Origin of the sequence: Treponema sp. B152 (assembly GCF_024181665.1) — a bacterium.
In the GTDB taxonomy this organism is placed as follows: Bacteria; Spirochaetota; Spirochaetia; order Treponematales; family Treponemataceae; genus Treponema_B; species Treponema_B denticola.
Map to the genome: position 1 here is coordinate 507,394 of NZ_CP058668.1, position 19,706 is coordinate 527,099.

The 19,706-nt window shown below is 39.1% G+C and carries 17 protein-coding genes; 11 read left to right on the forward strand and 6 right to left on the reverse strand.

Going from position 1 to position 19,706, the window contains the following annotated elements; genetic code table 11:
• Positions 1 to 50: 50 nt before the first annotated feature.
• The gene (locus tag HYB91_RS02290; RefSeq protein WP_002667823.1) at positions 51 to 731 is read left to right on the forward strand and encodes a tetratricopeptide repeat protein; all 681 of its coding nucleotides are present in this window, start codon (positions 51 to 53) and stop codon (positions 729 to 731) included.
• Position 732: 1 nt separating this feature from the next.
• Positions 733 to 2,787 carry a hypothetical protein gene (locus tag HYB91_RS02295; RefSeq protein WP_002675744.1) on the forward strand — a complete coding sequence of 685 codons (2,055 nt, stop codon included), beginning with the start codon at positions 733 to 735 and terminating at the stop codon, positions 2,785 to 2,787.
• A 28-nt stretch (positions 2,788 to 2,815) separates the two neighbouring features.
• Here the strand turns inward: HYB91_RS02295 and HYB91_RS02300 are convergent, their stop codons facing one another.
• On the reverse strand, positions 2,816 to 3,685 hold the full coding sequence (locus HYB91_RS02300) for a mechanosensitive ion channel family protein (RefSeq protein WP_002675741.1): 870 nt from the start codon (positions 3,683 to 3,685) through the stop codon (positions 2,816 to 2,818).
• Positions 3,686 to 3,758: 73 nt separating this feature from the next.
• Between HYB91_RS02300 and HYB91_RS02305 the strand changes: the two genes are divergently transcribed.
• Together HYB91_RS02305 and HYB91_RS02310 are read left to right on the forward strand one after the other, a co-directional pair.
• Positions 3,759 to 4,460 carry an HAD family hydrolase gene (locus HYB91_RS02305; RefSeq protein ID WP_002675739.1) on the forward strand — a complete coding sequence of 234 codons (702 nt, stop codon included), beginning with the start codon at positions 3,759 to 3,761 and terminating at the stop codon, positions 4,458 to 4,460.
• A gap of 38 nt (positions 4,461 to 4,498) precedes the next feature.
• A complete protein-coding gene (locus HYB91_RS02310) occupies positions 4,499 to 7,744 on the forward strand; it encodes a SpiroCoCo family coiled-coil protein (RefSeq protein WP_002675738.1) in 3,246 nt (1,081 codons plus the stop codon).
• Here the strand turns inward: HYB91_RS02310 and ispF are convergent.
• The 4 genes from ispF to HYB91_RS02330 all read right to left on the reverse strand — a co-directional run bounded on the left by ispF (position 7,716) and on the right by HYB91_RS02330 (position 11,262).
• Complete coding sequence (ispF, locus tag HYB91_RS02315) at positions 7,716 to 8,201, reverse strand: 2-C-methyl-D-erythritol 2,4-cyclodiphosphate synthase (RefSeq protein ID WP_002675737.1); 486 nt, start codon at positions 8,199 to 8,201, stop codon at positions 7,716 to 7,718. The genes HYB91_RS02310 and ispF overlap by 29 nt on opposite strands.
• Positions 8,198 to 8,929, reverse strand: a complete 732-nt coding sequence (locus HYB91_RS02320; RefSeq protein ID WP_002675735.1) for an IspD/TarI family cytidylyltransferase — start codon at positions 8,927 to 8,929, stop codon at positions 8,198 to 8,200. Before HYB91_RS02320 ends, ispF begins: the two co-directional genes overlap by 4 nt.
• Entirely contained in the window at positions 8,916 to 9,548 is a 633-nt protein-coding gene (locus HYB91_RS02325; RefSeq protein ID WP_010689757.1) for a CarD family transcriptional regulator, read from the reverse strand. Before HYB91_RS02325 ends, HYB91_RS02320 begins: the two co-directional genes overlap by 14 nt.
• A gap of 61 nt (positions 9,549 to 9,609) precedes the next feature.
• The gene (locus HYB91_RS02330; RefSeq protein WP_253704329.1) at positions 9,610 to 11,262 is read right to left on the reverse strand and encodes a nucleoside kinase; all 1,653 of its coding nucleotides are present in this window, start codon (positions 11,260 to 11,262) and stop codon (positions 9,610 to 9,612) included.
• A 169-nt stretch (positions 11,263 to 11,431) separates the two neighbouring features.
• On the opposite strand from HYB91_RS02330, the gene HYB91_RS02335 reads away from it, so the two are divergent.
• Both HYB91_RS02335 and HYB91_RS02340 read left to right on the forward strand, forming a co-directional pair.
• A complete protein-coding gene (locus HYB91_RS02335) occupies positions 11,432 to 11,938 on the forward strand; it encodes a hypothetical protein (RefSeq protein WP_253704330.1) in 507 nt (168 codons plus the stop codon).
• A gap of 80 nt (positions 11,939 to 12,018) precedes the next feature.
• Positions 12,019 to 12,768, forward strand: a complete 750-nt coding sequence (locus HYB91_RS02340; protein ID WP_253704331.1) for an FKBP-type peptidyl-prolyl cis-trans isomerase — start codon at positions 12,019 to 12,021, stop codon at positions 12,766 to 12,768.
• Between the two features lie 60 nt (positions 12,769 to 12,828).
• Here HYB91_RS02340 and mazG read toward each other — a convergent pair whose 3' ends face one another.
• Positions 12,829 to 13,674 carry a nucleoside triphosphate pyrophosphohydrolase gene (gene mazG, locus HYB91_RS02345; RefSeq protein ID WP_253719597.1) on the reverse strand — a complete coding sequence of 282 codons (846 nt, stop codon included), beginning with the start codon at positions 13,672 to 13,674 and terminating at the stop codon, positions 12,829 to 12,831.
• A gap of 94 nt (positions 13,675 to 13,768) precedes the next feature.
• Between mazG and HYB91_RS02350 the strand changes: the two genes are divergently transcribed.
• The 5 genes from HYB91_RS02350 to HYB91_RS02370 all read left to right on the forward strand — a co-directional run bounded on the left by HYB91_RS02350 (position 13,769) and on the right by HYB91_RS02370 (position 19,661).
• Positions 13,769 to 15,190 carry a hypothetical protein gene (locus HYB91_RS02350; protein WP_253719598.1) on the forward strand — a complete coding sequence of 474 codons (1,422 nt, stop codon included), beginning with the start codon at positions 13,769 to 13,771 and terminating at the stop codon, positions 15,188 to 15,190.
• Positions 15,191 to 16,156, forward strand: coding sequence for an efflux RND transporter periplasmic adaptor subunit (locus HYB91_RS02355; RefSeq protein WP_253719599.1), 966 nt, complete (start codon positions 15,191 to 15,193; stop codon positions 16,154 to 16,156).
• 7 nt (positions 16,157 to 16,163) lie between these two features.
• Complete coding sequence (locus HYB91_RS02360) at positions 16,164 to 17,402, forward strand: ABC transporter permease (RefSeq protein WP_002675723.1); 1,239 nt, start codon at positions 16,164 to 16,166, stop codon at positions 17,400 to 17,402.
• 13 nt (positions 17,403 to 17,415) lie between these two features.
• Positions 17,416 to 18,453, forward strand: a complete 1,038-nt coding sequence (locus HYB91_RS02365; protein WP_002675721.1) for an EF-P lysine aminoacylase GenX — start codon at positions 17,416 to 17,418, stop codon at positions 18,451 to 18,453.
• A 134-nt stretch (positions 18,454 to 18,587) separates the two neighbouring features.
• On the forward strand, positions 18,588 to 19,661 hold the full coding sequence (locus tag HYB91_RS02370; protein ID WP_002674375.1) for a LysM peptidoglycan-binding domain-containing protein: 1,074 nt from the start codon (positions 18,588 to 18,590) through the stop codon (positions 19,659 to 19,661).
• The last annotated feature ends 45 nt before the right edge of the window (positions 19,662 to 19,706 follow it).

The following is a 19,706-nucleotide window of genomic DNA, read 5'->3' on the forward strand; positions in this document are numbered from 1 at the left end:
TATTGTGTAAAAAGTTTTTTTTCTGTATAATTTGAAAAAGGGAGGGTTTCATGTATTCCGAATTAAAAGAGGGTGTAAACCTATATAACAAAAAAGACTATCAAGAAGCTTTAGTTTTCTTTTTAAGTGTAAGTACTGAAGATGTTCTTATAAAAATCGAAATAAACTATTATATAGGACTAATATATTCCCGCTTATCGGAGTATGAGCAGGCTCTTGAATATCTTGAGCAGGTAGTAACTGCAAGCAAGGATATTGCAAAGGTTTATCAATGCAGATTGATATTAGCCTTTATCTATGCAAATACGGGCCGAACCAGACTTGCAGAGTTTGAGCTTTCAAAACTTATCGAAGCCGGTTATGAGTCGGTACAGGTTTTTTCTTCATTGGCCTATGTTTATTATGAACACCACGAAACCGAAAAGGCCATCGAGTATTACGAAAAAGCCTTAAAAACCGCTCCGGAAAACAGCACGGCCCTAAACGGCCTGGCCTATATCTTGGCCGAAACGGATAGAGATCTGACACGCTCCTTGCTCCTCTGCAAAAAAGCCGTAGAAAAACAGCCCGAAAATCCGGCTTATTTGGATTCGATGGCTTTAATCTATCATAAGATGAACCTCCCTTCGGAAGCTAAATCCTATATTACTCGAGCTAAAGAAAAATTACCCGATAATAAGATTATACTCAAACACTTTGAAATGATAAGTTCTGATGCACGGGAGGCTTAGGATGAAGTTCGGTAGAAAATGTTGTATAATTGTTTTTATAATCTTAGTCTTATTTACTCTTCCTGTTTTTTCACAAGATAAGAATTTTACCGATAAGCCGTCCTCGTCGGATAAGAGGGTTGCTTCCGAAGAATTTAGGCGGGGTGTTCAAGCCTATTATCGAGGAACCTTTAACGAAGCCATCCTTTTATTCGAAAAAGCTCTTTCTTATCTGCCCGATGAGTCCTTAATTTTAGATTGGCTTGGAAAGGCCTATTACAGCTCCGGTGTTGAAGGTGCAGCCCTGACTCAGTGGGAATTAGCTGAGGCAGCAGGTTACGGCGGAATGCTTTTAAAAAACAAGATAGAAATTCTAAAAGAATCGAGGAGCCTTACTCCCTATTCTTCAGATAACATAAAGTATGTGGAAAACTCTTCTTTTAGCTCAAAGAACGGCACTGTAGAGCTTTTCCGCCAACCTCTTTCGATAGCGGCTGTTTCCGACGGCTCCTTTTGGATGACGGCTTACGGCTCAAACGAGCTTTTGCACTTTAATGTAAACGGTATTATCTTGGACAGAACAAAGGGGCCTATTCAGGGCTTTGACAGGCCTTTCGATGTTATAGCCCTATCGGACGGAAATCTCTTGGTTTCGGAATTTGCCGCCGACAGGCTTTCTCTCCTCGATAAAAACGGCTCTTTTATAAAATCTTTCGGAACAAGAGGCCGCGGGAACGGAGAATTTATAGGCCCTCAGTTTTTAGCTGAAGACGAGTACGGCAATATCTATGTTTGCGATTTTGGAAATGCAAGAATCGTTGTTTTTTCTTCTGCCGGAGAGCCTCTTTTTACCTTTGGAAAAAAAAGCGGCCTTTTCGGGGGCTTTACGGCTCCTGCGGGGATAGCTGTAGTTGACGGGCTTGTCTATGTTGCCGATGCAATAAAGGGCGCTGTTTATACCTTCGATACGGCGGGTAACTTTGTTCAATCCCTCCTGCCTGAAGGCACCTTAAAGCAAATAGAATCCCTTAGGGAATGGAACGGTAATCTGGTTGCTTCTGCAGGGAATAAGGCTTACCTTATAGATATTGCTTTTTCGACTGTAAGCGAGTTGACAAGTCTGGGAAATGTTCCTACAAAGATTACGGCTGCGGTTCCCGATGTAAACGGAAGTCTTCTTTTAATCGACCATAAAAATCAAACGGTAGAAATAACTTCAAGAATAAATGAACTTGCAGGCGGCCTTTTTGTATTGATAAAAAAAGTTTATTCAGATAAATTCCCTGAAGTCTTGGTTGAAGTGAGCGTACAAAACCGCGACGGCAAACAAATTGTAGGTTTGACTCAGGATAACTTTATAATCACGGAGGGAAACAGACCTGTTGCCGATTATTCTTTGACCGGTTCTTCCTATCTTAATAAAACTTGCGATATAGCCGTCATTGTTGAAAGATCTCCCAATTCCTTAAAGGAAAAGGCCTTAATAGAGGCTGCCTTAAAGGAAATTGCAGAAGCAATGCAGGGCAGGGGAAAGATAAGCCTTATTTCAGCCTCATCTATTCCCGCTCTTGAGGGAAAATTCTCTCCTGCCGATTTGATAACCCTGCCTAACCGCATAAAGGCTCCGGCCTCGTCCGACTGGAAATTAGATCTTGCTTTGAGGCTTGCCGTCGGGGAGCTGATAAATTCCGAACAAAAAAGAGCCGTTCTTTTTTTGAATTTCAGCGATCCTAATTCGGATAATTTTAAGCAGTATAATTTAAACGACCTTGCTTCATACATGAAAAATAACAATATACGTTTTTACCCGATTAGTTTAAAAAAGGGAGCTCCTGCTTCCGAAATGAGCTATCTTGCAAAAAAGACTGGCGGTAAGACCTCATACATCTATGCCGAAAGGGGGTTAAAACCTCTTATTGATGATATTATCGAAAAGCCTTTGGGAATGTACCAGCTGAAATATACTTCTACCATGTCCACCGACTTCGGTAGGTCATTTTTACCCGTAGAAGTAGAAGTACAGCTTTTGGAAAGATCAGGCCGGGATGAAATAGGGTACTTTGCTCCCTTGGAGTAGGGGAATATCTCTACTGCCTTGTTACTTGTTATTGAGGCTTATTTTTTGCGCTTTCATAAAAAACAGGTTCCTTTTTTGTTCTTTCCGGATTGATATAAACGTCCATTTGCGGGAAGGGAATATTTATTTCAGCTTCTTCGAAGAGTTCGGCTATAAGTTTAAAAATAGAATTCTTTATAACAAGAAAATCTTCATTTTTTCCCCAAGCATAGAAGGCAACTTCAATACCGGAATCTGCATAAGCCGACCAGAAAACAAATGGCTCCGGGCTTTTTAGAATTTGAGGCACTCGGTTCGGGATTTCCATTAAAACGGATTCTACCTTTTCCATGTCGCTTCCGTATGCAACGCTTATCTTTGTTTCGATTCTCCTTATCGGGAGGCTTGAGTAGTTTATGAGGTTTCCCTTTATGACTACCTCGTTCGGAATACGCACTATGTTTCCGTCAAGGGTTTTTACCCTGATAGCCATAAAGTCAATCGATTCTACATTTCCCGTTATGTCTCCAAGCTGGATACGGTCGCCTACCTTAAAGGCTTTTTCGGCAAGGACAAAGAAGCCTGAAATTATATTAGACACCGAGGTTTGGGCTGCAAAACCTATGGCAACACCGGCAATACCTGCGGCTCCTACAAAGGCATTTATGTTTATACCGAGCTTTTTGAATATCGTCATCAAGATAACGGCCAGACAGGTGTATTGGAGAATCTTTGTTATAAGGTTTTGAATTGCAGGGCTTACCTTGTTCTCCGTAAATTTTTTAAGCGATTTAATTATAATTTTAAAAAAGATGTATGTTATTAAAATTATCCCCAAGAAAGACAATATGGATATAAAAGAGGGAAGGGTAAAGTTTTCCTTAACAAAAGTTTGTATTTGTTCTAAGTTTATGTTCATTTTTTTAATCTATCAAATTTTTTGTAAACTTCCAAGAGGTAGACAAAGCCTTACATTTATAGTATAAAATCATATGAAGTACGGTATTTCTGCTATAGCATTTGACATTGACGGTACACTTTATCCTTCATGGCGCTTTAATTTACGTATAATTCCATTTCTGTTAAAAAATTTTAATTTTATGTCTGCTTTTAACAAGACTCGAAAAGATATAAGACTTTGGCAGGAAAAGAACCCAGATAAAGTTTTAAGCAACTTTTTTGATTTTCAAGCAGAAATCTTGGCAAAACACGCAGGAAAAAATAAGGAAGATGTTAAAAACTTTTTGGAGACGGAAATTTATGAGGGATGGAAAAAGCGTTTTGCAAGGATAAAACCTTACTTTTTTGCAAGGGAATCTATAGAGGAATTTAAAAGATGCGGGCTTAAAATAGCCCTTCTTTCGGACTTTTTACCGGAACAAAAAAATGATGTGTGGGGTATTTTACCCCTCTGTGATGCCGCTTTCGGGACAGAGGCTATAGGGGCATTAAAACCTTCTCCTCTCCCCTTTAAACGGTTGGCAGAAGCCCTTGATCTGCCTTGCGATAAGATTCTCTATGTGGGAAACAATCTAAGGTACGATGTTGCAGGGGCCAAGGCAGCAGGAATGCACACTGCCTGCATAAAGAGCAGGTTATTTATCTTACTTAAAAAAGTTTTTGCTCAAAAAGATAATGAAAAACCGGATATTTATTTTTCAAACTATCGCCAATTATTGAAATTTATGATATAATTTGATATTATAAGCGTAAAAAAGGGTGGGAATTTATAATGAATGATATTTTATTCAATCTTATAACATTGGTAATTTGTATAGGTATTATTATTGCTTTTAGACAAAGCGATAAAAATAACCGATCCATCGAAAAAGCAAAAAAATACGGGGATAAAATAAAGGAAGATCTGGAAGCTTTTGTAAACGAAAAGAATTCTACTTTAAGCGATCTTTCCACGGAATTGGGAGTGCAGCAAAGTAAGGCTATTGCTACAGTAAAACGGCTTGATGACCTCCGTGCCATGTTTTTAGAACAAACCGAAACGGTAGAAGCACGCTCTGCCGCCATTCAGGATATTGATAGATATATTACCGAATCCGGGCAAACCATTCAAAAACTTATGGATATGACGGCCTTGGCAGAAAAAAATTTAATGGAAATTACAAGGGAAGCGGATTTTGTAGATTCTCTTGCAAAATCGATTAACGCTGCAAGGGCTCAGCTCAATAATCTCACCGAAAGTATTCCGGAATTAAAACAAAATTTTGCAGCCGAAGCCGATGCCAAATTAAGCGAATATAAAAGCAAAATATTGGATGAAATGGGCCTTGTAATCAACGATGTTGAAAACCGCCTTGCCTCGGCCCAAAGAGATACGGGCGAACTCTTGGAAGTAACATCAATTAAACTTCAAGACTTATATAAAGAAGCATATAATTCTGCAGCAGACAAGGCGGGAGCTCTTCAGGAAGCTGCCTTTGCTAAGTTAAAGGAAGAAACTGCAGAAAGGGTTCAAAGCTACCGCAAAGAATTTGAAGAAACAGCTGCAGAGATAGAAACCCAAATGGATGACAATTTAAACCGGACAAGGCAGATGGCTTCGGATTTTAAGGCAGAATGGGAAACTCAGGCAAAGGACTATCTTGCTCAAATGCAGTCGGATTTTTCCCGGACCGAAGAAAATATTTCGTTACGTATAAATTCCATATCCGAAAAATTGAAGGAAACTGAGGATGCCGTTTCGGTACGTTCTGATGCGATTGCTGCCGATTTAAACCAAACCGAAGCTACAATGAGGTCTCAGTTTAACAGCCTTGCTTCTAACTTCCAAGATAACGTAAATTCTCTTTCTAAATTTACGGATAAAAAGTTAAATGAGTTTAAGATTCAAACTGAAGAAAGATTTACCAAATTTGAAAAGGCTATTGAAAACGTTGACAGCTTAAAAGAAGAAATCGAAAAATCTCAAGACCTTATTAAAAATGAGATTATAGCCGACTTCTCTTCTTACGTAAATTCGGCCAAACAAAGTCAGCAAAACTTTTTTAACGAGTTTACGAATAATTCGGAAAAAATCCGTGAACGCATGAAGGCCATAGATGCAGGTATCGATGACCTAAAAGCAAAGGCCTATACAAACGTTTCGGAAAAATTAAAAATGTTTGAAGACGACTTCTTTGCGGATCTTGCGAAGAGGAGCGAGGCTATTAATCTAAGCTTCGATCAGTGGAAAGATGATGTTTCTGCCAACATGACCCTTCTTGCTTCTGAAAACGAATCGGCACGGAAGGATTTGGAAGAAAAATATAAGGCAGAGCTGCGGGTAAGGCTTGGTCAGGCAGCCGAAGAATATAAAGCTCTTTTTACCAAACTGGATGAAAAGGTTAAAGATGTTGAAGCCGGTTTAAATTCACGGGTTTCTGCAATGGACGGCACTGTAGAGCAATATATAGAATCTTTCCGTGCAGACGTAGATCAGATAAAAGCAAAGGCATCTCAGCAGCTTGAAACTGAGCTTGCTTCATATAAGGAGCAGGTTCGAGAGGCTGTATCCAATCAAAATGCAGAGCTTGAAAATACTTCAAAGGGCATGCAAGAAAAACTCCTTTCAATTCGGGAAGAATCGGAAGCCAAGTTTGAAACTATTAAAAAGGATTTTGAAACTTGGAAGAACCGCACGGATCAGCAGTTTACGGATGCCCGTTCATTCTTTGACGAGAAGATTACAAACTTTGCCGGCTTAACGGAAAATGCAATTAAAAATCTTGATGCCAAGTATAATGCCCAGTACAAAGACTTTGTAGCAAAGAGCGGAGACGCCTTTAACGGTATTCAGGCGAAGCTTAATTCCGTTGATACTAAGGTTGCATCTGCAAACAAGGCCATTGATGAGCATGCTTCAGAAGTTACAAACCGCTTTAATACCGAAGCAGAAAAACTAAATGAGGTAATCAATAAAAGAATTAAGGAAGCCGCTTCTGAGGCTGCGCTGTCCGTACAGGGCATCAATGATATGATTCTTGAAGTTCGTAACCGCCTTGATGAAACCCAAGAGAAGGTTCGCGAAAAGATAGAGGCTGATGCAGACCGCCTAAATTCGCTTATAGAAGAAATAGATAAAAAACAAAATGACTTTATTACACAAACCAAGGTCTTTGAAAGGGCTGATGAATTAAAAGAAGGTTTGGAAAAAGATATTGCTTCTCTTAAAAATGAGGTTACTAAATTTGAGGTTTATAAAAATGCAATGGATGATCTCACTCTTCAATATGATAAGGTTACTCATTTGGAAGAGGAAGCAAAACAAAAGGTCAGCCGCTTTATGAATGAGCGCAAAAACATTGAGCTTCTTGAAGGCGAGTTTATAAAACTTAATGCTCTTTCCGATTCGATGGATAAAAAAATCATCGAGCTTACTGCCGTAAATGATGACTTACAGCAATACCAAGTTCAAATTAGAAGATTGGAAGAAGGTATCGGTGATGTAAACACCCGCTATGAAAGGCTTGAGAAAAAAGAAGCCGTATTAAATCAAACTCTTGAAAGCATTGATTCCGCTTTTGAAAATTTAAAGACTCTTGAATCGGATATTAAACAATTTAAAACTGAGGTAAGTGTAATTCCTCCCGAGATGGAAAAGATAAAGGTAACGCTTGAAACTCTTTTATCAAATCAGGGAAGGGCAGAAGCTGTTTGCGAAAAGATTGAGAGCGTCGATTCTACATTGGAAGATTTGAACTCCAAGATGGATAACCTAAAGCAGGCCAGAAGCTGGCTTGCCGCCACCGAAACCAGATTAAAAGAAATTTCGAGCGAATCGGAAGCTCAGCTAAAGCTGATGGCAGATCTCTTTAAGGGCGAAAAACCCGAAAGAAACGAAAGCGGAAGTCCGTCATTAAATGTGCAAGAAAACGTACTAAAACTGTCACGCCAAGGCTGGAAAAACAATGAGATTGCAAAGGCTTTAAACTTATCCCTCGGAGAAGTAGATCTTATTCTTGAGTATGCCGACAAAAGATAAGGCATGAGGCAAGGGCGGCAACGGCCTTGCCTTTTCCTATTATTCCTATGCCTTCTCCGGTTTTTGCTTTTATAAAAATTTGCTCTTTTTCTATTTTTAAAATACTTGCTATTGATTCTCTTATCTCTTCTCTGAAAGGAAGTATTTTTGGTTCTTCGATTATTATTACGCAGTCAATGTTTTGAATCTTCCATCCTGCTTCGCTTATTTTTTCCCGGACTGTTGATAAAAGTTCTGACGAATTTGCGTCCTTCCACTTTTTATCGCTCGGCGGAAAAAATTCTCCTATGTCTCCCATTCCGCAGGCTCCGAGGAGGGCATCTGTAATAGCATGAAGGAGGACATCTCCATCCGAGTGGGCTTTTTCACCTTTTTTAAAAGGAATATGAACGCCTCCCATCATAAGTTTTTTTCCTCTGACTAAGCGGTGTAAGTCGTAGCCTAGGCCTGTTCTCATTTTATATCTTCCTTAAAAGTTATTTTTTTGTTGGATACTTCTCCCGTGCAGATAAAAACGTCTCCGGCAAATTCTCCGTAAATTTCGCTGTCGTCTGTATATTCTTTTCCGTTTTCTAGGGCTTGTTTATGAGCTGCCAGTATCTTTTCAAAGTCGAATCCTTGAGGGGTCTGTACCGAATATACGGAACTTCTTTTTAAGTGTTGGGTTATTTTACCGGATGTATCGGCGATTTTTTGTGTATCAACGGCTTGATAGCCGGGAATTACCGCCTCCCGCTTGCTTACCTCATCGGAGACTCGTTTTATAAGCTCAGGGTTGACCCAGGGGCGGGCTCCGTCATGGATTAATACAAAGTTAAAATCGGCTTCTTTTTTTTCTTTAACCTCGCCGAGTTTAACAAGGGCTTTAAAGACGGAAGTCTGTCTTGTATCGGCACCTGCCGTAAAGATTATTTTTGTATTTTTTTTAAGCAGAGCTTTTTCAATTCTTTTATCGTTGAAGATTAAATTATTTGCGTCCGAAATATCTTTGGCAGGAACAGTAACAACTATGACTTCAAACAGCTTTGTTTGTAAAAATTTTAAAAGGCATTCGGAGAGAACCGTAACGCCCTCTCCGTATTCAGGTAATCTTAAATATTCTTTTTTTGTATCTAAATTCATTCGTTGGGATTTGCCTGCTGCAGTTATTACGGCGGCAAAGCCTAAACTTTTAATCGTCCTCATACATATCCGAGTCTTCTATGTCGTCTTCATCCATATCGTCATCATCAAGTCTTTCATCATCATTTGCGATTAAATCGTCGTCGTCGTCATCATAGTCATCCTTGAATTTTTCGATTGGGCCGCCTAGCGGTTCAAGGTGTAAGTGTATAGCTGCCTCTACTTCTGTTTTTGTCATCTTTAATGCCGCTGCTATTTCGTCTTGAAAAATTCTATAGGCTGAGTCATAGAGCTTTCTTTCCTGAATGGGAAGCTCCTTTGTTTTGCTGCGTTGGTAGAGGGAGCGTACGACCGAGCCTGTGTCCAAGATTTTTCCGCTTTTAAATAGGTCCATATTCATTTGATAGCGGGCCTTCCAATCTATCGGGATAGGTTCAAAATCTTCGGATAGGAATTTGAGGGCGGCTTCAGCTTCTGCCTTTGTTACTATACGTCTTATTCCCAGATTATCGATTCCGGTAATAGGGACTAAGACCGTCATATCCGAATCGGACAGATAAATAACATAATAGTCAATGACTTCTCCGGCTATCTCTTTTTTGGTAATATCCGTGATAGTACCGACGCCCTGACCCGGGTAAACGACAACTTCTTTTGCTGAAAAAACAAATTTCTTACTCATACGTTTGAGCATTATAGCATAAATACCTTTTTTAGTCTACGAGGCCGAATTTAGTTGAATCTTAGCTGTATGAAAAGTCGCTGTCGCCGATAAATTCGCGCAATATGGATTGTCCGTGTACAAAGCTGGCCGGAAGCGGTAGAAAGTTTCCTAAAAAGGTTAACAGCCTCGATGCTTCGTTGTATTCCTTTTGGTTCGGCTTTACTGCTTTTAAAAGCGGTTCTGCATAAACCTTTAAGACTGAAAGCTCATAGTCCAGGGCCGTGTTAAAGACAGCATCGGCATTTCCTTGGAATGGGAAAATATATTTTGATTCTCCGCTTCTTACATCGCCCCACATTCCTATTGTTCTTGCTGCAGGGCTTCCTCTAAACTGGGCATCTCGGACTATGCGTCTTATAAGTCTGTTATCCGATGTAGGGATGCGGTTATGGTCATCCAAATTAAGTTGGGTTAGAGCCGAAAGGTATACCTTAAATTTTAATGACTCGTCTATTTTTGCCGTAAGCTTATTGTTCAGAGCATGGATTCCTTCAAGTATAAAGATTGTGTTTTGTTCAGGGGTAAACATCTTACCTTCAGGTCTGCGGGCACTTACCTTAAAATCGTAGGAAGGCATTTCGACTGTTTCACCATTGAATAGACGGAGAAGGACATCGTTTAAGAGCTCAATGTCCAGAGCCTCAACACATTCAAAGTCGGGCCTTCCGTCTTCTTTTTTCGGTGCTTTAGCAATACCCAGATAAAAATCGTCAAGGCTTATAACCTTAGGTACATACCCAAGAACCTTAAGCTGCATTGAAAGTTTTTTAGCCGAAGTGGTTTTTCCGGAACTTGAAGGGCCTGCTATCAGTATTACCCTTGCGGTTTTTTTAGCCGTTATTTTTTTTGCTATTTCGGCAAGTTTATTGTTTTGAAGTATCTCAGTAATTTCTACATAGTCTTTTATTTTTCTTGAGGTAATTAAGTCGTTCAACTGACCCACCGATGAAACGCCTACAAGTTTTCCCCATTGTTTATATTCTTTATAAATTTCAAAAAGATGGGGAATGTCTTTAAATTCCGAGAGCTTTGTAGGAGATGATGTCCTCGGAAACCTGAGTAAAAAGCCGTCTTCATAGGGCATTACATCAAAGACCTTGACTTCACCTATTCTATCCATGAGGGGTTGGAAATAGAGGTCTTCATAGTTGCCTAAACGGTTTATTAAAATTCGGGGTTTACTCGTGTAGTTTAAAAGTCTATGGGTTTCGGGTTGATTTGAGTGTTCGAATTTTTCCAAGGCTTCTTCGTAGGAAAGCCAGCGGGTATCGATAGGCATGTCTTGAGCTACCATTTCATCCATTTTTGCCTTTATAGCCTTAAAATCCACCTTACTTGAATTTTTTCCTTCAAGGGTGTAATAATAGCCGTAATCCAGGCTGTGTCCCATTAAAAGCCTTAAGCCGGGGTATAGTTCTTTTGCTGCAGCAGCTAAAATCAGACAGAGAGTCCTTCGGTAAAAATTTGAGCCTTCACGATCGGCTAATGTTACCGGTTCTATATTGGATTGTACATCGATGGTTTTGTTTAAGGGTACTACCAAATTGTTTACCTTTATGCCTACTATGGGAGCAGGGCAGGCCGGAAAATATTGTACCAGCTCACGCGCCGACACCGGATTAACAAATTCTTTTTGAGTTCCGTCAGGAAAAGTTATTTTAAATGAAGCCATAAGACTCTCCTCTTTATTTTTCTATCTTTAATTATACCATATTTTTTATAAAAGTCCAGCTATTTACGTATAGTTTGACAGGTTCGTAGTCTTGACAAAATTTTTTTTCTCAAATAAACTTTAAGTTAAGATAAATTTTAAGAGATATAGCTTTCTCTATGGAGGAAAAATGAAGAAATTTTTAGTTGTCTTATTTTTATTTGTTACGGTCTTTGCATATTCTTTTAAGTATGAAAACTATCAGGAAATGTCTATTAACGACTTAGTAAAAATGGTAGAGTCTGCTGCTAAAGAAAATGAAGATGGAGGGCTTACTATATTTAACAGCTTTATAGGTCTCCCTGTTACATTGGATGAGTATCCAAGTGCCGAAAAAGATAAAAAATATGAACAAGAAATTCGTATGTTTACATATTGGTTTGAAATGCCTGAAAATTTTTTTGGGAGTGTTATTACAAATAAGCTTCCAAATGGATATGAACTGGTTATGGTATTCCAAAACAGCATTGCTCAGCACTTAAAAAATGATGTAAAAAAAGGTGAAAAAATAGGAGTCTATGCTTTTTTAGGCGGATATGATAGTTCTTCCAAAAGAATATTAATAATGGTCTCAGCCTTTAACACAAAAGTCGACTATAAAAGGCGTAATATAAAGCCTATTTGGGAAAGAATGTAAAAGTCCGGCTATTGACTGTTTTTTAAAAGACTGATATTCTTACGCCTTCTATATATTTTATATTTATAAGGATTTATTCTATGAAATTTATTAAAAATTTTACTCTTATTTTATGTTGTGCCTGCTTGTTTTTTGCGTTTACATCCTGTAAGGATAAAAAAGCGGAAACGGAAGTTCCTTCCGAAAACAATGCAGTCGATGAAAAGGAAAAAATTTCGGTAACCGAGGAAGATGTAGGCTATGCCTTCGGCGTTATCATCGCACAAAGTGCAAAGCAAGACGGTATAAAGCTCAACCCCAAGCACATTTTAAAGGGCTATAATGAAGCAATGGCTAAGGATTTTAAAGAAACAGGACTTCAGGATGCTCAGACGGTTTTAAATAAGGCCTTTAAAATGGCTCAGATAGAAAAGGCTGCAAAGGCTCTTGAAGAAGCTAATGCCTTTTTGGAAAAAAACAAGGCTAAAGAGGGTGTTGTAGTTACCGAATCCGGTTTGCAGTATGAGGTGCTTTCAAAGGGGAAGGAAGATTTCTATCCTACAGCAAATGACGAAGTTGAAGTCAACTATATCGGAAAACTTATAGACGAAAGTGTTTTTGACGATTCATATAAAAGCGGTTCCAGCGTAAAAATCCAATTATCAAGGGTGATTCCCGGCTGGAAAGAAGGCTTACAGTTGATGAGTCAGGATGCAAAATTCAGACTTTATGTTCCGCCGGCATTGGCTTACGGAGAACAGGGTATTACTCAGGGCAATACGGTTATAATTCCCCCCAATGCTGTTTTGATTTTTGACATTGAGCTGGTAAATATCTTACCCCAAAAGTAGTAACCGGTAAAAGAAAAAAAAGAGTTTTGTGTTTAAGCAAAACTCTTTTTTTATGCTTTGTTAATTTTTAGTCCTTTCTTTAAGTTTTGCCTTATTCCAAAATTCTTCCATCTTTTCCCCATTTTCGGGTAAAAGCTCAAGGCCGTTTTTTTTCATTTCGGCCTCAACAAACCGGAACCGCCTTTCAAATTTTTTGTTTGCATGCATCAAAGCCATTTCGGGATCTATCTTTAAAAAACGGGCAGCATTGACGGCAACAAAGAATACATCTCCTATCTCATCTTCCATCGCGGCCTCGGATCCTGATTTAACGGCTTCGGCAAATTCTGCCGTTTCTTCTTCCATCTTTTCGATAAGGCCGCCTATTGCAGTCCACTCAAAACCGGCCTTTGCTGCCTTTTTTGAAATCTTTAAGGCCCGCAGCATCGGCGGAAAATTTTTAGGGATGGAATCCAAAATTGATTCGGCCTTAGGTCTTTCAATTTTTTCTTTTATGTTTTCCCATTGGTTTAAAACGGATTCGGGAGTCGAAGCTTTTTTATCGCTTTCAGGCCCTTCATAGCCTTCCGTTTCCCCGAAAACATGAGGATGCCTTCTTATCAGCTTTTCGGTAAGATTTTTCATAATATCGGCAGTTGAAAAAAGGCCTTCTTGTTCATACATATACGAAATCATCAGTACATTTAAAAGAATATCGCCGAGTTCTTCTTTTACATGCTCGGCGTTTTGTCCGGTATTATGGTGTTCTTCTATTGCGTCAGCTGCCTCGTAAGCTTCTTCCAAAAGGGACTTGCGCATACTCATAGGGGTTTGGGCTATATCCCATGGACAGCCTCCCTGCCCCCTTAATCTTTTAATTACATTAAAAAGAGCTTCAAAGCTCTCAATCAGTCGTGAATTTTCCATGTGTTGTATTATAGCAAAAATATCTTAGCTAGTTCAAGAGTCGATAATTCCTTGACTTTTTTATTCTTTTTTTGTAATCTTAAGCGGGTCAAAAATGCTTAAACATAGTTCTTTTTTTATTTATCTCTTAATTTCGTTAAATGTCCTTTTTGCTCAAGAAAATATTTATGACAGAATTTTGGAGTACCGCTGCAAAAACGATACCGATATTGTTTTGATAGAAAACGAAGCGGCGATAGCTTTAAATAATTATAAATCCGTAAGGCTTAATTCCCTCTTTGCCTTTGATTTTAGTTCTACCTTAAATTTTAATCTTAGTTCCGAAAAGGATAAATCGGGATTTTCCGTACAGCCTTCGGTTTCGGCAGGGATGCCTCTTTATAATAATCTGGGACTCAAACTGTCCGCTCCTTATTCTTATAAGATGGGAAAAAGTTCTCAAGATTTTTCGCTGGGGCTTTCGGGCGATATTTACAGTCAAGCCCGCAAAAGAAAAAAGCAGGAAATTGAAACTTCCTTGGAGGCGCTTAAAGAGGCTGAAAATAAAGTAAGGAGAGTTAAAGAGCTTGCCGAAAAAAAACTTTTAACCGATATTCAAAAAATATTAAACGAATATTCGGCTCTTCTTTCAAAGAGGCTTTCAGGAATTCAGGCCGATATTAACTACAAACAGATTCTTGCAGAAGGCTATTCCGAAACATCTTCAAAGTTAAGAACGGCAAGGCTTAATTTGATAAGCTCCGAAAGGACAGAAAAAGAAACGGAATTTTCTTTTGAGGTTTCGGCCCGTCTTTTTTTTGAGTCCTGCGGTCTTGATATTCCAAAAAAAGACGAGGATGAATTTTTTATAAGGCTTGCAAAAAGCCTCCCGAAACAAAAGCTGATTTCTATGGAAAATCTAAGGGCCGAAAACTATAAGCCCCTTTTAAAAGCTGAGAATGATTATAAAAAACTTCTCGAAAAAAATAAAATGGATTTAAGCCCCTTTTCGGCTTCTGCAAGTTTGGGATATTCTTATACGGGATCATACATGAATAAACTTGAGAATATAAGTTCGGGGCTGCAGATGATGTTTCCCGGGGTAAGGCTTGATACGGGCCTTAGCTTAAGTCTGGACTCCGCTTCCGTTCCGACTATGCAGGTATCTTTTTCGATAAACCCGCTTGCAATTTATGATTATTATCTTAATAAAAAGAATGTTGCCTTAAAAGAAGCAGGCGAAAAAATAAAGCTGGGAAACACGAGAAATAATTTTGCTAAAGAGTTTAATACTTTTAAGCTTAAATGGGAGCAGCTTGAGTGGCAGCAAATCCGCTATGCCGAAGAACTGGATATTTATAAAGAAAATGCCGAAGAACATGCTAAATGGTTCCAAAGGGGACTTATAAACGCTTTGGAAAATAAGCAGGCTTCTTTGCAATATATTACCGCTCTTTTAGGTTCAGCCGATTCGAATATCGCCGTACATATTTTCAATGCAGAGTTAAAAGAAGCTTTCGATATAGAGGAAAAATAAATGCAGGATAAAAAGCAAAAAAATAAAAAGATTATTTTAATTATTGCTGCCGCAATAATTATACTTTTGATAGTTTGGATTCTTTTTTTACCGAAGAAGGGAACTGAGGAGATTTCTCAAACGGTTACGGTAACTAAAGAAGTGATACAGGATGTTATTCAAGTTTCAGGCTATATTCAGCCTGCTCAACAGCAAAACCTTCACTCACCGGGCGAAGGTCTTATAAAAAAGGTTGCGGTTAAAGAGGGCGACATTGTAAAGAAAGGAGATCTTATCTTTGCTCTTGACAATACCTATCAGGCTTTTCAAGTTGCAAAGCAGGAATTTCTTATCGAAAAAGAACAATTACAAGGCTATTCTAAAAACCTTGAACTTATGAAACTGGAGCTTGAATCTTTAAAGAGGGCCCTACGGGATAGAAGTGTTTATGCAAAGTTTGACGGTATAGTCGTTTCTTTTGACCTTACCGAAGGCTCCTATGTTATGCCAAAGGATAATTTCGGGGTGATTATAGACCGCTCCTTTTTTAAGTCTACTGTCGATGTTTCCGAAGGAGATGTTCCGCGCTTAAAGGTAGGGCAAAAAGTTTTGCTCAGCTTTCAAGCTCTCGGCGATGAAAAAGTGGAAGGCCGTGTTACCTATCATTCTTCAATTGCTAAGTCCGGCAGCCAAAGGGGAGCTACTGTGATAGAAACAAAGATAGTTGTCGATAAGCTTCCCGAAAATGTTTTACCCGGTTATTCTTTTAGCGGAAACATCATTGCCGGTGAAGATGAAGAAGTTTTGCTTTTGGATCAAACGGCTCTTTCCTACGATAAGGGCGAACCATACGTTGAAAGGCTTCTTGAAAACGGCAAGCTTGAAAGGGTTAATGTTGAGGTGGAAGCCTATACTCAGGGCACTGTAAAAGTTTTATCCGGCTTAAAGGAAGGCGATACCTTGAGGGTAAAACCTCCTAAGTGGTAAGAGAAAAATGTTTGAAGATTTTATAAACGCCCTTCATAATTTTAGAACAAACAAGATGCGGACCCTTCTTTCCTTATTGGGCATAGTGATAGGCGTTACCTCGGTTATAATTGTTACAAGCCTTGCAAGTTCTCTTTCAAACAGTATGATAAAAGAGTTTGAAGAGTTCAGTATGGATATAATCAACATAGGAACTCAGGCGGATAATCCCGAATTTGCAGGTGAAGGTAAAATCATAAAATTTGATGAGGCTTTCCGTAAAAAGCTGATGCAAAAAATCCCCGAGATAAAGCATGTTTTTTATTCCAACACTTTTCAAGCCTCAATTATAAGGAATGATTTGCGGATTGAAATTAGCGATATAGAAGGAATTGAAGCTGAAAGGCTTGAATCTCACCGCGTGGTTATGGATTACGGCAGTTTTTTTTCTTCTTCCGATTATTCTATGGGAGCTGAGAAGGCTATTATAGGCGAAAGGATAGCTTTTCAGCTTTTTCCCGAGGGTAGGGCTGTAGGTAAATTTATTACTTTGCAGATTCCGTCAAGCAGCGAAAAGTCTCCTCCCCTTATTGTGCGTCTTCAGGTCATAGGCGTTGTAAAACCCAAAAATACCTGGGTGATCCGCACCTCTGATGCCGTCTTTGTTCCAAGAAAATTTGCTCTGAGTAGGCTTCCGGGAAAGGTATCTGAGGCTGTTTGGGCAGCCGAAGTTGCTATCTCGGACCCTAAGGACTCCTCCAAGGTTGAAGTAAAGATTCAAGATTTTTCTGAAGAACTGTCGGGCGGTAACCGCTTTGCTCTGTGGGTTTACTCTGCCCGTCAGCAGTTTGAGCAAATGACTAAGATTACAGGAATGGTAAGTCTTGTGCTTTCTGCCATAGCCGGAATATCCTTGCTTGTCGGGGGTATAGGCATTATGAATATAATGCTTGTTACCGTTACCGAGCGCCGAAGGGAGATAGGTATAAGAAAGGCTCTCGGAGCCACGGGCGGAGCCATAAGAATGCAGTTTTTAATAGAGTCGGCTTCTCTTACTCTTACAGGCGGGCTCATAGGTATAGTTTTAGGGCTTCTAATCAGTAAGCTGATTGTAAATGTTTTCTTCCCTCCCGAAATAATCTTTTTACCCAATTTTTCGGGCTCGCTGATAGCCTTTTCGGTAAGCGTATGTACGGGAATATTTTTCGGCCTTCATCCTGCCATCAAGGCTGCAAGGCTTGATCCAGTCCTAGCCCTTGCGGAATAAATGAGGTTTTCTTATGGATATTGAAGCTTTAGAATTACGAGCCCTGAGTATTCAGGCTGCAAGAGAATTTTTTATTAAAAAAAATTATTTGGAATTGGATACGCCGGCTCTTTCGGGAGAGCTAATCCCCGAAACCTGTCTGGAAGTTTTTAAAACGGAATATATAAGCCCGTCCTTGTCAAAAAAAAGCCCTGCAGGAAAAGCCCTTTTTTTGGTTCCTTCTCCCGAAGTTTATATTAAGCCGATAATAGCCCAAACTTCCCGCTCGGTTTTTCAAATTTCAAAATGCTACCGCAATGCAGAATCGATAGGTAATATCCATAGCCCCGAATTTACCATGCTCGAATATTATACGGTAAACGCAAACTATAAAGATTCCGTAAAGATAAGCGAAGAATTTTTAAGCCATGTTTCCGATAGGGTAAAAGAAAATCCTCTTGTTGACAGGGAGGTCTTAAAAACCTTATCAAAGGGATTTGAGTGTCTGACTATGGACGAAGCCTTTAGAAAATACGCAGGAGTGCCTTTAAGTACGGAACATTCACCGGAGGAGCTTGCTTATTACGCCGAAAACTTAGGGCTCGGAGAAGCTGAAAACTATTCGGATTGGAAAGAGGACGATTTATATGAGCTTATTTTAGTCCATGCAGTTGAGCCTCATCTTCCTAAAAACAGACTTATAGCCCTTTTGGATTATCCCGCCTTTGTGCCCTGCCTTGCCGCAGAAAATTCCAAAAAGGTTTTCAATAAAAAAAATGAACTTATTGAATGGAAGACCGTCGAGCGATGGGAAGTTTATTTAAACGGGGTTGAGCTTGCAAACTGTTATACCGAAGAAAGGAATGAAAGCAAAATAAATTCTTATTTTAAAAACGAAAACGAATTAAAGCAAAAAAACGCTCTCGTTCCTCATCCGCCGGTAAAAAACTTCGGGGAGACTTGCTCTAAGATGCCGCCATGCTCAGGTGTTGCCATGGGCTTCGACCGCCTTATCATGCTCTTGGCAGGAAAAAAAACTCTTAGTCCTATAATTTATCGTAATAATTTTTAAATCCGGATATAAGTATTATGTAACTTTATTGGGATTTTCGTTTTAAATTCATTGACAAGAACCTGTTTTGCGTTTAAAATGGTTATAGATGTCTAGAAGCAATTATTAAATTTTGAATTTTGCAGGAGGATATTATGGCTTCAAAAATAGGAATAAAACTTGCAGACGGAACATTTTTCCCGATTTTGGATGAAGATGCACTTTCCGAGCAATCTTTGGAATTGACTACGGTTAGGGATGATCAGGAAAGTGTTCAAATAAATTTATTTAAACAAGTTGACGGAGCAGAACCTGAATATATAGGCTCCCTTATTGTAGAAGATATTTCAACGGGGCGTGCAGGTGATCCCACTATAAATTTAAAAATAAAGCTTGATGAAGAAAAAAATCTTTCTGCAGAAGCCGTCGATGAGGGCTCCGGATCTCATCAATCGCTAAGAGTATCTTTAAAAAATCTTGATGAGGCAAGCCTTGAAGGTATGGATTTTGATTTTGCTTCCCTTGATTCCTCATCCGGGTTTACAAGCGGTGATGACGATTATTTTATAAAAGAAAGCGATGACCTTTCTTTTGATGAATCGCTTGAATCTCAGGCTGATTCTCAACTTTACGATAATGAAGAAAAACCTGAAAAAAAGAAAAAGATGCCTTTGTGGCTTATAATTATAATAATAATTCTTTGTATAACGGCATTGGTATTTGCCATTCTTCTTTTGACAAAAAAAATGCCCTTTGCCGATAAAGATAAGATAGCTTCGGTTCCTGAAAAGGTTGAACAGGTGCAAGAGTCAAAAAAAGATGTAAATGCGACAACCTCTAATGTTCCTAAAGAAAATGCCGCAGAAAAAGCTGCCGCTGAAGCCAAGCGAAAAGCTGAAGAAGAGGCCAAACAAAAGGCTGAAGCCGAGGCTAAGAAAAAAGCCGAGGAAGAAGCTAAGCAAAAGGCTGAAGCCGAGGCTAAAAAGAAGGCTGAAGAAGAAGCTAAACAAAAAGCAGAGGCCAAGAAAAAGGCTGAAACTCAACAAAAATCGAATACAAATTCAAATGGCGCAGTACGGTACAAGATCAAATGGGGAGATACTCTGTGGGATCTATCCGAGACCTATTATAAAACACCTTGGCTTTACAAAAAGATAGCGGATTACAACAAGATTAAAAATCCTAATCTTATTATAGCAGGAACTTATATAGATATTCCGCCTAAATAATTTTTAAGAGGATAGCCTTATAACATCCAAATTTACCCGCATCGC

Bases quoted from the DNA above. Each gene is read 5' to 3' on its own strand.
- HYB91_RS02290 (WP_002667823.1), top strand. From the start codon at position 51: ATGTATTCCGAATTAAAAGAGGGTGTAAACCTATATAACAAAAAAGAC.
- HYB91_RS02295 (WP_002675744.1), top strand. From the start codon at position 733: ATGAAGTTCGGTAGAAAATGTTGTATAATTGTTTTTATAATCTTAGTC.
- HYB91_RS02300 (WP_002675741.1), bottom strand. From the start codon at position 3,685: ATGAACATAAACTTAGAACAAATACAAACTTTTGTTAAGGAAAACTTT.
- HYB91_RS02305 (WP_002675739.1), top strand. From the start codon at position 3,759: ATGAAGTACGGTATTTCTGCTATAGCATTTGACATTGACGGTACACTT.
- HYB91_RS02310 (WP_002675738.1), top strand. From the start codon at position 4,499: ATGAATGATATTTTATTCAATCTTATAACATTGGTAATTTGTATAGGT.
- ispF (WP_002675737.1), bottom strand. From the start codon at position 8,201: ATGAGAACAGGCCTAGGCTACGACTTACACCGCTTAGTCAGAGGAAAA.
- HYB91_RS02320 (WP_002675735.1), bottom strand. From the start codon at position 8,929: ATGAGGACGATTAAAAGTTTAGGCTTTGCCGCCGTAATAACTGCAGCA.
- HYB91_RS02325 (WP_010689757.1), bottom strand. From the start codon at position 9,548: ATGAGTAAGAAATTTGTTTTTTCAGCAAAAGAAGTTGTCGTTTACCCG.
- HYB91_RS02330 (WP_253704329.1), bottom strand. From the start codon at position 11,262: ATGGCTTCATTTAAAATAACTTTTCCTGACGGAACTCAAAAAGAATTT.
- HYB91_RS02335 (WP_253704330.1), top strand. From the start codon at position 11,432: ATGAAGAAATTTTTAGTTGTCTTATTTTTATTTGTTACGGTCTTTGCA.
- HYB91_RS02340 (WP_253704331.1), top strand. From the start codon at position 12,019: ATGAAATTTATTAAAAATTTTACTCTTATTTTATGTTGTGCCTGCTTG.
- mazG (WP_253719597.1), bottom strand. From the start codon at position 13,674: ATGGAAAATTCACGACTGATTGAGAGCTTTGAAGCTCTTTTTAATGTA.
- HYB91_RS02350 (WP_253719598.1), top strand. From the start codon at position 13,769: ATGCTTAAACATAGTTCTTTTTTTATTTATCTCTTAATTTCGTTAAAT.
- HYB91_RS02355 (WP_253719599.1), top strand. From the start codon at position 15,191: ATGCAGGATAAAAAGCAAAAAAATAAAAAGATTATTTTAATTATTGCT.
- HYB91_RS02360 (WP_002675723.1), top strand. From the start codon at position 16,164: ATGTTTGAAGATTTTATAAACGCCCTTCATAATTTTAGAACAAACAAG.
- HYB91_RS02365 (WP_002675721.1), top strand. From the start codon at position 17,416: ATGGATATTGAAGCTTTAGAATTACGAGCCCTGAGTATTCAGGCTGCA.
- HYB91_RS02370 (WP_002674375.1), top strand. From the start codon at position 18,588: ATGGCTTCAAAAATAGGAATAAAACTTGCAGACGGAACATTTTTCCCG.